The sequence below is a fragment of the Microbacterium marmarense genome, from assembly GCF_037204165.1.
Taxonomy (GTDB): Bacteria; Actinomycetota; Actinomycetes; order Actinomycetales; family Microbacteriaceae; genus Microbacterium; species Microbacterium marmarense.
On record NZ_JBBDGL010000001.1, the window covers coordinates 412771 to 426423 of the forward strand.

Genomic DNA, 13653 nt, shown 5'->3' on the forward strand with positions numbered 1-13653 from the left:
ATGCTGAAACACGCGGTTTCAGCGAAAACACCGGCCGTTTCGGCGGGACGACTTCCAGATCTGCGACTCGCACGCCAAAAGCGTCGAAATAGCAGCGATACTCAGCAGCGGTATTCGTTCGAGACGCGTTCGAACCAGCATCCGCCGCTCAAGCCCTGGTCAACCCGAAAACATGCCCATCAGGGTTTGGTGACCTTCTGCTCCATCATCTTGCGGACCACATCGAGAAAGCTTGGTGCGTAGTCGCCCCAAGCCTCGCTGATCTTCTTGACGTCGAGCTTGCCTGTGTGCACTTGCTCGCATAGCCGCATCCAGGCCTCACCGGTCGCCGCGGTCAGCGCGAACGCCACACTCGCGCCGATCACGCTGCCAGCTCCGGGAATCAGCTTGAGAAAGCTTCGCGCGAGTGCCTGCCCGGTGAACTGAACGCCGAGCTGAGCGAGGGCTCCCGCCGACATCATGGCTTTGAGTTCGAGGTCGTAGATGGTCGCGATGCGGCCCATCATGGTGAGCTGAATGGGTGCGAGCGCGACTGAGTCAGCTACGGGGATCGGCGTTGCGGCCGCCGCCGCAGCCATCCCGGACGCGGCGGTGATAATCGGTCGAGCAAGCTCCCTCTTCCAGGGGAGGTTGAGTCGTTGCGCAATGCGAAAGGCATCCTTCTCGTCTTCGGGCGAAAGAGCGAGGGTCTCCGCAACGAGCTCACCGAGGCCGTGCCCCGTACCCTTTCCGTGCTTGTCGCGGGTAGAGGTGAGGATGATGCGTTGGTAAGGCACCGAGATCGGCATGCCGTTGTCATGAGGCTCTTCCAGCCAGGCGACGAACTGTTGGAGGTCTTTCGTCACAGTGCGCTTGCCGGTGACCGGATTCTTACCCCAATCAACTTTGGTGAGCACGAGTATGACAGGGAAGCCCGCAGCGTCGAGGGCCTGAATCATCGCGATGGCGGCAGGAGTGAGTCTGGCGGCGTGAGACTCGACGCAGTACCAGACAACCGAGATCTGCTCGCTGGCGGGTCGTTCAGCGATGGACATGAGGTGGCTCTTGAGCTGATCCGCGGGAAGGCGGTCAGAGCCGATCTCGAATCCCTCGATGTCCCAAATGCCAAGTGAATCGTCGTGGTAGTACTCCACGCCACGGGTGACGGGCAGCCCGGCGCCAACTTTTGCCCAGTCGCGGCCGAAAACCGCGTTGACAAGCGAGGACTTGCCGACGCCTGAATCGCCGATGATCGCAAGGTTGAAACGGCCGTAGCGCGACTTCGCCTCTGCCGTGGCATCGAGGAACGGTTGATCGTCGATCGGTGCGCCAGCCGCTTGGTCGCCATGCTCAGCGGGGGTGCCCTCGCTCTCGTTTGCCGGAGTGCCGGGCGGCGTCATCGGTCGCACCCGAATTCGCCGGTGATCAGGGTGAGCATTACCCACGGACCAACCCGCACACTGGAGAACCTACTGTCGAGACTGCTGCCTGTCATGATCCTTCGAATCTGCTCACCAACGCTGTGTGGACGACGGGTTCAGTATAGGTTTCGTTGCTCATTGCTCGCGGTAACCGCTTGGACCCTGCGGGCTCATCGCGTGCCCGCTCACGCAACCCTAAGCCGCCCTCCATGCGAACACGAAGGGCGGCTTCAGCTTGTGCAGAACGGCTACCGCTGGGCGGTGGTCATTCCCATACGCTCGAGAACGATGTTCTCGACGATCTGCACGATGTTGTAAAGCAACAGGGTGATCAGCGTGATGAGTGCGATCGACGCCCACAACTGGGTGAACTGCGCCTGCGCGTTGAACTTCAAGATCGCGCCGCCGATGCCCTGACCTGTCGACAACCACTCGGCCAGCAGCGCACCGGTGACCGCACCCGGCACCGACACACGAGCCGCAGCGAACAGCGACGGACCAGCACCCGGCAGGCTCACCTTGCGCAGCAGCGTAAGCCGGCCGCCGCCGAACACGTGAACGACGTCGAGGCTCTGCTGGCTGGCGCGGCTCAGGCCGAACAGAATGCTGGCAAGTGCCGGGAACAGCACCACGATGGTTCCGATCACGGCAACGGATGACACCGTGCCACGACCGGTTATCAGGATGATCACCGGTGCGATCGACACGAGGGGAATCGTTCGCAGCAAGAGCACGAGCGGCATAACGCCCGCCTCGACAGCCTTCGACAGGCTGAACAGCACAGCCAGCACGATGGCGGTGAGCATTCCGAAGACGAAGCCGATCATCGAGTCGATGAGGGTCTGCCCGACCAAAGGCGCCATCTGCGCGCGGTTGGCGGCAGCATCCTCATCGGTGAAGAGGAATGCCCACACGTCGGCGGGCCCCTTGGCGATGTACGGCGAGATGCCGGTCAGGCTCACCACGGCCTGCCACAGCAGCAGCACAACGGCGAAGGTGATCACGGCGTTCATGACCGAGCGGCCGATGGTGCGCGAGAGCTCGCGGCGTCGGTCTGCCTTCAGCTTCGCCTGCGCGGCAGGGTCGGCCTGAAGAGCGAGCTTGCCGGTTGGGTCAGCGGGTGGGTTGGCGGTATCGACGGTGTTCTTGCTCATCGTGCTCCTCCTGATACCCACGGTGTGACGAAGCGAACGATGAGTCCCACGAACCCATAGGCGGCTAGTGCGAAGACCGCACACAGCAAGAAGACCGACCACACGCCCGCGGCGTCGAGCTGGCCCTGCAGCCGAATCAGTGTGGGGCCAACCCCCGCCGTGATCGCGCCGAGGTACTCACCCAGCACCGCGCCGAGAAAGGCGGTGGGCACGGCAATCTGCAGGGCATTCAGGATGGCCGGAAGGGCCGCGATCAGGCGAACCTTGCGCATCTGCGTCCACGAGTTGCCGCCGAAGACGCGAACCACATCAAGCGATGACTTGTCAGCCGACTTGAACCCGAGGATCGAACCGACGACGGTGGTGAAAACACACACGAGAGCAGCCAAGAAGATTGCGGTCGCCGAGGGGTCGCCGGGGCTCTTGGCTCCGCCGAGAACAACTACCGAGATGCCGCCGACCGCGACGATTGGCAGACAATAGCTGACGACGGCAATCTGAGTGATGACGGTCTCTGTCTTCGGAAAGACCAGCACGAAAGCGGCTAGCACGAGAGCGATGCCGTTGCCCCACAGGTAACCGATCGCGGCCGCGGTGATCGTCGGTTGGAAGACATTCCATGTGCCAGCGATATTGCCGTCGACAAACAGCCACTCGAAGACCGCCCATGGCGAGGGCACCGGGGTGAAGCTGGTTCCCGCTTGAATCTGGAATGCCGTAAGCGAAAAGAGCCACCACACCAGGATGAGAACGATGGCTCCGATGAAGCCAGCCGCCCAGCCCGGAATGCGTATGGCCTTCATCAGGCCTCGGCCTCCGCGCGACCGTCGTTGCCGAAGAGCAGCTCTGAGGCACGGTCGACGTACGCATGGAATTCGGGGGTGCGCATCATGTCGGGCGTACGCGGGCGCGGCAGATCGATCTCGATGATCTCTTTGATTCGACCGGGACGCGGTGACATCACGGCCACACGATCAGCGAGGAAGATCGCCTCGCTGATGCCGTGGGTGACGAGCAGCGTGGTGGCAGGCTTTTCGGTCCAGATGCGCAGCAGCTCAAGGTTCAGGTTCTGCCGCGTCATGTCGTCGAGAGCGCCGAAGGGCTCGTCGAGCAGCAGAACCGACGGCTTGAGCACAAGAGCACGGGCGATGGATGCGCGCTGGCGCATTCCGCCCGACAGCTGTGAGGGCTTCGCGTTGGCGAAGTCCTTCAGCCCGACGAGGGCGATGAGCTCGTCAACGTACTCCTTGTCGACGGGCTTGCCGGCAACCTCGAACGGCAGCTCGATGTTCTTGCGAACACTGCGCCACGGCAACAGCGCGTGATCTTGGAAGGCAATGCCGAGCTCGCTGTCACTGCGCAGCTGATCAGGCGTGTGACCGTCGACGAGTGCAGTGCCGTGGGTCGGATGGTCGAGGGCGGCAAGGATCCGCAGGATCGTTGACTTGCCGCAACCCGAGGGGCCGAGCAGGGCCAGAAACGACCCCTTGTCGGTGTGGAGGTCGGTGTCCTCCAGGGCTAGCAGAGACTTGCCTCCGCGCAGCGCGAAGGACTTCGAAACTCCTGAGATCTGGATACCGGTGCCCGTCTGGGCACCGGTATCCAGGTTCGACGAAATGGTCATAATCCCTACGGGAGGTAGTCCATCAGGTCAGGGTTCTCGGCGTAGATCTCGTCGATGATGGTCGTGTCGAACAGCTGGTCAGCCGACAGCTCCCATCCCGAAGCGAGAAGCGAAGCGAGGGTCTGCGCCTGCAGGTCGTCAGAGATCGTGAACAGGCCGTTGGCCTCGGTCTCGTCGGTCGAGATCAGCAGTGCCTGAGCCTCAAGGCCAGCAGCGACCTTCTCGGGGTCGAGATCACCGAAGGTGAGGTCACCAGCGGCGGCCGACTCGTTGTAGTAGTCGACAACCAGCGAAACGGTGTCGTCGAGTGGCTCGTTGAACGTGTCGGTCCAGCCCTTGATCTCGGCGATCAAGAACGCCTTGAGCAGGTCAGCGTTCTCAGCGAGGTAGTCGTCGGTCACCGAGTAGGTCTCAGCAACGTACGGCAGACCGTTCTCGGCGTAGGCCAGGTTCGTGACGGGGAAGCCCGCGAACTCAACGGTGATGGCTTCGTTCGTGAGGTAGGCCATGAATCCGTCGACCTCACCGTTGATGAGGGGCGTCGGGTCGAAGTCGACCGGAACGATGTTGACGTCTGCCGGGTCGATGTCGTTGGCCGCGAGCAGAGCCGCGAAGACCGACGAGTTCGAGTCCTGCACACCGATCGTCTTGCCGATCAGGTCGTCAGGCGTCATGATGTTCCCGCCCTCGGTGAGAGAGAGGATCGTGAACGGGTTCTTCTGGAACGTCGCGCCGATGATCTTCAGCGGTGCGTCTTGTTCAGCGACCGCGGCACCAACTGACGCAGCGTCGCTCAGGGCGACCTGCACGCTGCCCGAGAGCAACTTGGCAACGCCGGTGTCAGGACCAGCAACGCCGACTACGTTCTCGAAGCCGGCCTCGTCGTAGTAGCCGTTCTCGTAGGCGTAGAACTCGCCCGCGAACTCTTCGTTCTTGATCCATGAGTACTGAACGCTGATCTCGCCGTATGAAGCGGCCTCAGCTTCACCGTCGCTTGACGACGCGGTGTCGTCAGACGACGCGGCGCAACCGCCGAGGACGAGGGCGGATGCTGCGAGTGCAGCAGCGACGACACCGATACGGGTTCGCTGCTTGTGATTGTGTGCCATCGGGTTGGCTCCTCTTCGAAAGTGCAAATGTGATCTGGCTGACGCTAGTCCTCGCAGATTTCGGGGGTCGCTTGGGTATGTTTCGACAATGTGACGAGCGCCAATGAGCGTCGCGTCCGGTGACGAGCGGAACGATTCACGGGGCGCACCGTTCCGCGCTCGTCATTCGTCGCGGTCACCTTGCGCCAAGCGCCACACCCTTTCGCGGGTGAACGGCTGCTGAAAAGGCCGCTGGCCGATGGCGCGAGCGATTGCGTTGCCGATTGCAGGAGCGACGGGGTTGTAGGGCGACTCACTCATCGACTTGGCCCCGTGCGGCCCCACGCGGTCGTGTGTGTCAGCGAAGTAGACCTCGGTTTCGGGCACATCAGCGAACTGCGGCACCCGGTACGTGCGAAAGACGGGGTTCAACACTGCGCCGTGCGCCACGACGACTTCTTCGTAGAGCGCGCTGCCGATGCCCTGCGCAGCGCCCCCTTCGACCTGGCCGCGCGCCTGTGCCGGATTCATCAAGAAGCCCGCATCTGCGGACTGGATCGACTGCAGCACGCGAACCGAACCGGTCTCGGCATCCACCGCAACGCGCGCCGCGTGCACGTTGAACGACAGCGACCGCTCATCGCCCGACGCGCTTCCGGTCGCCACGAGTCCTTCCGGGGTGCGCTGGTCGGCGGGCGCCGCGCGCACGACGTCGCGAAACGACACCACTGTGTCGCCCGCGAGTACCCCCTCGGGTGTGACCTCGGTCGCATCTGCTCCGGTGATCTTGGTGGCGATCGCCAGCATTCTCGCGCGCAGCGCATCGCACGCGGCCTGCAGCGCCTTGCCGGCAGCGGTGATGCCCGCGGAAGCGAAAGCGCCGGTGTCATGCGACACCAGATCCGTATCGCTCGCGCGCAGTTCGATGCGGTCAGCACTCGCGCTCAGAGCTGTCGCTGCGATCTGACGGTGCACGGTGCTTGTGCCATTGCCGAACTCAGCGGTTCCCACCGACACCACGAATGTTCCGTCTTTGCGCAAGGTTGCTGTGGTGTTGGCGTAGTGCCCGCCCGGTGCCATTGCCGCGATCAGCGAGATCGCCATTCCTTCGCCGACCGCCCACCCCTCAGGCGCCTCGACGCCATTGCCTGCCCGCAGGGCGCTTTCGGCGAGGTCGAGGCACTGGTCTAGTCCGTAGCTGCCCCAGACAATGCCCTCTTCGTGCTCGTCGTGCACGGTGAGCAGTGGGTCGCCTTCACGCACCGCGTTGATGCGGCGTACTTCAAATGGGTCAAGCCCGAGCTTCTCAGCGAGCATGTCCATTGCCGACTCGACCCCGAGTATCACCTGCCCGAGCCCATAGCCGCGGAACGCTCCTGAGGGCACATTGTTGGTGTAGACAGCTTCGGCGTCGATTCGTTTGACGGGGCTGTTGTAGACGTTCACCGACTCGGCGCAGCCATGAAACATCACGCCAATGCTGTGGTTGCCGTACGCGCCAGCATCCGTCAATACATCGATCTTCATCGCCGTCAGCACGCCCTCAGCAGTAGCACCGAGCGTCACTGAAACACGGAACGGGTGCCGCACTGACGATCGCCGAAACTCGTCGGAGCGCGTGAACTCGTAGGCAACTGGCCGGCCGGTGCGCAGCACCGCAAGCGCCACGAGGTCTTCTGTGAAGAGCTCTTGCTTGCCGCCGAATCCGCCGCCCACCCGAGCGGCGAAGACGCGTACGCGATCTTTGGGCAGGGTGAACAGCTCGGCGAGTTCGTCGCGCACGAGAAACGGCACCTGGGTGCTTGAGCGGATGACCAGTCGACCGTCTTCATCGAGCCAGCCGAGTGCGCCGTGCGTTTCAAGTTGCGCGTGTGAGACTCGCCCCGTCTGCCACGTGCCGCCCACGGTGGTGTCACTTGCGGCGAGCGCCGCATCGACGTCACCGCCGATTCCGCCGTGAAGTGCGGCGATGACGTTGCGCGAGGCATCCGCCACCCGGTCTTCGGGGGTGCGGTCGGGGTGCAGAAGGGGGGCATCGACCTGGCGGGCAGCATCCGGATCGAACACCGCCGGCAGCAGCTCGTAGGTCACGCGCAGCGCGGCGCATCCGGCCTCAGCAGCTTCGGCATTCTCGGCGACTACGGCAGCGACGCGCTGGCCGATGAAGCGAACGGTTTCGTCGAGCAGCCGCGTGTCGTCGGGGTCGTCTTCGCGATGTTCGTGCCGAGCAGTGGAGAACCGGCGGGTGGTGACATTCTCGTGCGTGAAGATCGCGATGACACCGGGCACCGCCGCGGCGGCGTCAGTGTCGATCGCGGTGATTCGAGCGTGAGCGTGAGGAGAGCCCACCACGCGCAGCGTGAGGGCGCCCGTGGCCATCTCGGTGTCAAACGTGTAGGGCTCGAGTCCCTGCACCACGCGTCGAGCGGGCTCGGGGGAGTTCGAAGCGCCGACGCCCAGAGCGGGGGATGCCGCATCCGGCGCCGCGCCGGTGGCCCGCACGGGGCCCAATACTGATTCGGTGATGGCCTCGCGAATGGGACGGTAGCCGGTGCAACGGCAGAGGCTGCCCTTCATCTTGCGGTCGAGGTCGGGCAAATCGTCTGCGCACAGAGCGGACGCCGTGACGCTCATGCCAGGAGTGCAGAAGCCGCATTGGAACCCGAAGTTGCTCACGAGGGCTTCTTGCACGGGATGCAGCTCGCCCTCGGGGGCCAAGCCCGCCGCAGTGGTGACGCTCATGCCTTCGGCCCGCATCGCGGGAATGATGCACGAGTGCACCGGTACCCCGTCGACGAGCACCGCACACGCACCGCAATCGCCAGCGTCGCAGCCTTTCTTCACTTCGTGGTGCCCGCTCTCGCGCAATAGGGTGCGCAGGCATTGGCCGGCACGCGGATCGGCCTCGATGGGGCTGCCGTTCACCTCGAACTTCATGCTCTGAGCTCCTCACGAATGCGCTCGCCGAGCACCATGCTCACGGCGCGACGCCAATCGGCGCTGCCCAGCGGATCGGAGTAGAAGCCGGTTGCCGTGCCGATTGCCGTGCGCAGCGTCGCCGCGTCGGGAAGCGCAGTGAACCGCAGCACGACCGGACGCTCTACGGCTGCTGTGACGACGAAGACCGTTGACCCGTCACTGTCTTCGCGTCCGGTGACCACCGCGCCGGAACGCCCGAGCTCGGCCAGTGCGATCTTCTTCAGGTGGGCGCGCGAGGCCAATGCCGATTGCGGAATATTGATAGCGCGCAGCACTTCTCCGGGCGCTAGACAGGTGACGGCGTTGCCCGTCACAAGGTCGCTCACGGGCATCGCGCGGGTGCTGCCGTCAACGCCCCACACTTCTGCGGTCGCGTCGAGCCCGACCGCGAGAGAAATCATGGCGCCAGCCGGGAACGCGCGGCAGATGTTGCCGCCGACGGTCGCCGTGTGCCAGATCTTGAAAGAGGCGAGCAAGGCATCTGCGGCCTCGGGAATCATGGATGCTGCGCGCCACGCTTCAGGCAATGCGAGCTCATGGCGCCCCCCGGCCCACGCGCGGAGCGTGGCGATGGTGCAGGTTGCGCCGATGCGAAGACCGGTGTCGGTGATCTCAAGGTCGGGCCAGCCGAGGGTAGTCAGGTCTACGAAGCCAGTGGTGACCGGTTGAGGTTCGCTCATCAGCCACGTGCCGCCACCCATGAACACTTCTCCGGGTGCGAGCGCAAGATCGCTTCGACTGGTGGCGCGCCGAAAGCGCGAGACGGTGACGATATCCATCAGAGGCGCTCGGCCAGAGCGAGGGATGCTGCGGCGACCGCGCGCGCGAGCACATTCTCGTCAGCCGTGATGAGGGTCTGTTCTGCAACGACTGTGTTGCCACCGACGAGCAGTCTCTTCAGCGGGGGGAGCGCGCCGAGCCCGAGCGCGGCGACCGGGTCGATGATGCCGGCGTGCTCGATCGTGTCAACACGCCATACGGCGATGTCGGCAAGCTTGCCAACTTCGAGCGATCCGATCTCGGCATCACGCCCGAGCACGCGGGCACCGCCGATCGTGGCGATGCGCAACCCATCACGCACACTCATCGAATCGGCGCCCGTGCGCAGGCGGTTCATCAGCACCGATTCACGAATCTCAATGCCCAGCTGGCCTGACTCGTTTGACGCGGCGCCGTCGACCCCGAGTCCCACCGGCACACCCGCACGCAGCAGGTCGACGACGGGAGCGATACCCGCGGCAAGCCGTGCGTTCGATGAAGGGCAATGAGCGACGCCCGTGCCCGTGGCGGCATAGCGAGCAATCGCAGTGTCATCGAGGTGCACGCCGTGCGCCATCCAGACATCATCGCCGAGCCAGCCGAGGTCTTCGAGGTATTGCGTGGGCGACTTGCCGAAGTGCTCTTGGCAGTAGGCGTCTTCTTCGACGGTCTCAGACGCGTGGGTGTGCAAGCGCACGCCCAGCGAGCGAGCCAGCACCGCCGACTCACGCAACAGGTCGGCCGTCACCGAGAATGGCGAGCAGGGTGCGATCGCGATCTTGACCATCGCGTCGCGCGAGGTGTCGTGGTAGCGCTCCACAGCCTCCTGCGAAGCGCGAAGCGCTGCATCAGTCGTTTCGACCGCAAAATCGGGCGGCAGGCCACCCTGCGAGGCGCCAAGATCCATCGAACCGCGGGTCGCGTGCAGACGCACACCAACCGTCGACGCGGCCTCGACCAGGGATCCGACGATGTCGCCGGATCCCTGCGGGAACACGTAGTGGTGGTCGCCCACGGTCGTGCAACCAGAACGCGCGAGTACGGCCATTGCGCCCGCCGCGCCGGCACCCGTGAGGTCTGCGTCAATGCGCGACCACAGCGGATAGAGCGTGGTCAGCCAATCGAACAGAATCGAGTCTTGCGCGTAGCCGCGAGTCAGCCACTGGTAGAGGTGGTGATGAGTGTTGACCAGACCGGGAGTGACGAGGCAGCCACTCGCATCGATGATCTCTGCGCCCGCGCGCCACTCAGCGGGAGCCTTTCCTTGGCCCACGGCGGCGATGACGCCACTTTCGAAGACCACGAAGCCGGTGCTGTGCTCAGTGCCGAGTGAATCAACGGTCGCAATGTGCCCGTTCTCTATGATGGTGCGGTTCATGGTGGTGCTCCTGCGGGTAACGAACGGATCGTCGGGTGGGTCGTTATGAAGTGGGGGCTACGAGCTGGCGCTGCGCGAAGGCACAGCGCACGAAGGCGCCGAGCCCAGAAGGTCGGCGCGCAACAGGTCTGTGTGCAGTGGACCGCTGCCGTCACGAAGGGGGGCGCCCGAGCCGCCGTGGCGGGCAGCGACGATCTCGGCGAGCACCGACAGTGCGGTCTCGTCGGGGCTCGAGCCGCCAAGGTCGAGTCCTAACGGCGAGTGCAACCTCGCCAGGTCGACGTCTGAGACGCCATGCTCACGCAGCAGACTCGCCCGCACATCGACGGTGCTGCGTGCGCCCATCGCACCGACGAAACCGACGGGCATCGACAGGGCAGCGCGCAACGCGGGTATGTCCTGTCGCGTGTCATGCGTCAGAACGCATATCGCGGTTCGCTCATCGACGTCATCGGAGTGCAATGCAGCCAGATACTCGTGCGGCCAGCCGGTGACCCGCTCAACCGCGGCGGGAAATCGCTCCGCGGTCACCAGCGAGTCCCACGCGTCGCACACCGTCACGTCGAAGCCCGAGACCGCAGCAACCCGGCACAGCGCAGCGGCATGTTCACCGCCGCCCAGAATGATGAGTCGCGGCGGCGGTGCGAAGGCAAGCATGAGAACGTCAGAGCCGGCATATGCGCCGGAAAGAATCGCGCACTGGCGCTCGCGCAGGGCGTTGTCGAGGGCAGCGCTACTTGCCGTGTCGATCACGGTGCCCAGGGCATCCATCGCCAGTACCCGTCCCGCACTATGGCCTGAAGTGATCAGGCCCACAGCAGCGCCGCGGTGCGCCGCGGCTGCTTCGAGCGCACGGATTGCTGCGGAGTCATCGGCGCGCAGCGGGTACGCAATCACGTCGATGATGCCACCACAGGCAAGACCGGCGGCGTGGGCGTCTTCATCAGAGAAGCCGAACTTCGCCGTCTGTCCGGTGCCCGAGGCGATTGCGGTGAGCGCGAGCATCCCCGCGTCACTCTCTACGCAACCGCCCGAGATCGAGCCGATAATGGCACCAGATTCGGTGACTGCCATCGAGGCGCCCAGTCCGCGCGGAGCGCTGCGGGCGACGCCGGTGATCGTCACAATTGCGACCGATTCACCGCTGCGCAATACGGGCAGCACGTCTTTCGCGAGTTCGAACATGCCCCCCACGCTAATTACCGTGTGTTTCGGACTCGATACGCTGTCGTAAATGTGTGAACAGGTCAGAATCTGCGGACTGGTGCTCGCTGCGGGAGCTGGCACCCGCTACGGCCTTCCCAAAGGTCTGGCGCGTGCCGCCGACGGCACGCCTTGGGTGCGACTTGCGACCGAGATGCTGCGCGACGCCGGATGCGACGAGGTCGTCGTCCTCGTGGGTGCTCGAGGTGAAGAAGTGCGCCTGCTTGTTGACGAACGCGCCCGCGTCGTCGACGTGCACAACTGGGCCGACGGACTGTCGGCCACTATTCGCGGCGGGCTGCAGGCCGCGGCAGGCTTCGATGTTGCCGTCATCACTCCGGTAGACACGCCCGAAGCGGCAGCTGCCGCGGTGCGTCGAGTGATCAGCGAACTTGGCTCTCAGCCGCGGTCAGCGCTTGTTCAGGCCATGTACGCACGCACACCGGGCCACCCCGTGGCCGTGGGCTGTGAGCACTTCGAGCCCCTCGCGCGCGCTCTCACCGCAGACAGTGGAGCTCGCGCCTATCTCGCCGCGCACGCGGCGACCGGGGTGGACTGCGCGGACCTGTGGTCAGGCTCCGACATCGATACGCGCCCCTAGCGGGTCCGTCAACCGTCGATCACGATATTCAGCGGCTCGTCACCGGCTGCCAGCCGCTCGATCTGCGACCTGACCAAGCGTGCGATGCGAGGGCGCATCGCGCTGGAGTTGCCACCGACGTGGGGCGCGATCAGCACACCGGGCTGCTCCCAAAGCGGATGACCCTCGGGTAGCGGCTCTGGATCGGTGACGTCGAGCGCCGCCCGAATGCGCCCACGGCTGGTGTGGGCCACCAGTGCATCCGTGTCGATGAGCGGACCACGACCGACGTTCACTACGAGTGCCCCGTCTGGCAGGGCTGACAAGAAGGCATCGTCGACGATCCCGCGAGTGGCGTCGCCGCCGGGAAGCGAGATGACAACGATCTCGGTGTCGCCCAGCAGTTCGGGCAGTTCTTCGACCGCTCTCACAGGCATGCCTTCTTCGACGCGGGCGCTCGATGCCACGGCGAACAGATCGACTTCGAAAGGCTTGAGGCGCGCCGCAATCGCCTTGCCCACGCCGCCGTAGCCGAGCAGCATGACCCGTCGATCGGCAAGACTCTCAGCGCTGTGTGACATCCAACGGCGCTGGTCTTGGGCGCGCACGAAGTCGGGAATGCCGCGCTGCGCAGCGATCACCAGCCCGACAGCCAACTCGGCAGTAGAGGCCTCGTGTACCGATGCGGCGTTCGCGAACCGCATGCCGCTCGGCAGAATATCGCGCACCCCGTCGTAGCCGATTGACTGGCTCTGCACGAGACCCACCTCAACACCCTCAAGACGCGACAGCATGTTCGACATCGACATGTAGGGCGGCACGACGAGATCGATGCGCTGTGCGGGGGCAGGGGAATCCATCGCCCACACCTGCAATTCGACGCCATCGGGCATGACGCCAAGATCGGTGGCGAGTCGGTCGCTGGGAACGGTCACGAGTATCGAGGGAGTGCTCACCCCTCAACGCTAGCGTTGACCGGCCTACCGCGGCGCACACTTGAGCGCTACTCTCGCGATACGGCTGAATAGCCACACAAGGAGGCGCGTGATGGTTCCCGAGATCAACTATTGGGCCGTGATTCTGGCCACGCTGTCGACAATGATTGTCGGCTCGATTTGGTACACCCCGAAGGTTTTCGGCACTCGATGGGCGAAGCTGGCTCATGTCGATCTGAATCGTGAAATGACACCGCTAGCGGCGATGATGCCGATCATCGTCACCGTGCTGGTCAGCTTCGTGTCTGCGTGGGTGCTCGCTGGCGCCACCACGATCGCGTGGCACTTCTATGGCGGGGGCTATCTGCTCGCGGCGGTGGGCACCGGTGTGATTCTGTGGGCCGGCTTTACGGCGGCGCGCTTCATCACGCACGATGCCTTTGAGGGCCGCCCGACGTCGCTCACCGTGATGAACATCGCCCACGAATTGGTGACCGTACTGGTGATGTCAATCATCATCGGCGTCTGGCCGCCCGCCGGAACCGTCTAGTCA

General features: G+C 64.5%; 12 protein-coding genes. 2 read left to right on the forward strand and 10 right to left on the reverse strand.

Going from position 1 to position 13653, the window contains the following annotated elements:
- Positions 1 to 179: 179 nt before the first annotated feature.
- The 9 genes from WDU96_RS01835 to WDU96_RS01875 form a co-directional block, all read right to left on the reverse strand.
- Positions 180 to 1379: a YcjF family protein gene (locus tag WDU96_RS01835; RefSeq protein ID WP_337336777.1), complete on the reverse strand. Its 1200-nt coding sequence runs from the start codon at positions 1377 to 1379 to the stop codon at positions 180 to 182.
- A gap of 269 nt (positions 1380 to 1648) precedes the next feature.
- Complete coding sequence (locus tag WDU96_RS01840) at positions 1649 to 2554, reverse strand: ABC transporter permease (RefSeq protein ID WP_337336778.1); 906 nt, start codon at positions 2552 to 2554, stop codon at positions 1649 to 1651.
- Positions 2551 to 3357 carry an ABC transporter permease gene (locus WDU96_RS01845; RefSeq protein WP_337336779.1) on the reverse strand — a complete coding sequence of 269 codons (807 nt, stop codon included), beginning with the start codon at positions 3355 to 3357 and terminating at the stop codon, positions 2551 to 2553. Before WDU96_RS01845 ends, WDU96_RS01840 begins: the two co-directional genes overlap by 4 nt.
- Complete coding sequence (locus tag WDU96_RS01850) at positions 3357 to 4178, reverse strand: ABC transporter ATP-binding protein (RefSeq protein WP_337336780.1); 822 nt, start codon at positions 4176 to 4178, stop codon at positions 3357 to 3359. The genes WDU96_RS01845 and WDU96_RS01850 overlap by 1 nt, the downstream gene beginning before the upstream one ends.
- A 5-nt stretch (positions 4179 to 4183) precedes the next feature.
- Complete coding sequence (locus WDU96_RS01855; protein ID WP_337336781.1) at positions 4184 to 5287, reverse strand: ABC transporter substrate-binding protein; 1104 nt, start codon at positions 5285 to 5287, stop codon at positions 4184 to 4186.
- 162 nt (positions 5288 to 5449) lie between these two features.
- Entirely contained in the window at positions 5450 to 8203 is a 2754-nt protein-coding gene (locus tag WDU96_RS01860; RefSeq protein ID WP_337336782.1) for a molybdopterin-dependent oxidoreductase, read from the reverse strand.
- A complete protein-coding gene (locus tag WDU96_RS01865) occupies positions 8200 to 9024 on the reverse strand; it encodes an FAD binding domain-containing protein (protein WP_337336783.1) in 825 nt (274 codons plus the stop codon). The genes WDU96_RS01860 and WDU96_RS01865 overlap by 4 nt, the downstream gene beginning before the upstream one ends.
- The gene (locus WDU96_RS01870) at positions 9024 to 10382 is read right to left on the reverse strand and encodes an 8-oxoguanine deaminase (RefSeq protein ID WP_337336784.1); all 1359 of its coding nucleotides are present in this window, start codon (positions 10380 to 10382) and stop codon (positions 9024 to 9026) included. Before WDU96_RS01870 ends, WDU96_RS01865 begins: the two co-directional genes overlap by 1 nt.
- A gap of 57 nt (positions 10383 to 10439) precedes the next feature.
- Positions 10440 to 11567, reverse strand: coding sequence for an XdhC family protein (locus tag WDU96_RS01875; RefSeq protein ID WP_337336785.1), 1128 nt, complete (start codon positions 11565 to 11567; stop codon positions 10440 to 10442).
- Between the two features lie 49 nt (positions 11568 to 11616).
- Here WDU96_RS01875 and WDU96_RS01880 point away from each other — a divergent pair, with 49 nt between their 5' ends.
- A complete protein-coding gene (locus tag WDU96_RS01880; RefSeq protein WP_337336786.1) occupies positions 11617 to 12186 on the forward strand; it encodes a nucleotidyltransferase family protein in 570 nt (189 codons plus the stop codon).
- A gap of 8 nt (positions 12187 to 12194) precedes the next feature.
- Here the strand turns inward: WDU96_RS01880 and WDU96_RS01885 are convergent, their stop codons facing one another.
- Positions 12195 to 13121: a 2-hydroxyacid dehydrogenase gene (locus WDU96_RS01885; protein ID WP_337336787.1), complete on the reverse strand. Its 927-nt coding sequence runs from the start codon at positions 13119 to 13121 to the stop codon at positions 12195 to 12197.
- 91 nt (positions 13122 to 13212) lie between these two features.
- Here WDU96_RS01885 and WDU96_RS01890 point away from each other — a divergent pair, with 91 nt between their 5' ends.
- Positions 13213 to 13650, forward strand: a complete 438-nt coding sequence (locus WDU96_RS01890) for a DUF1761 domain-containing protein (protein ID WP_337336788.1) — start codon at positions 13213 to 13215, stop codon at positions 13648 to 13650.
- Positions 13651 to 13653: the final 3 nt, after the last annotated feature.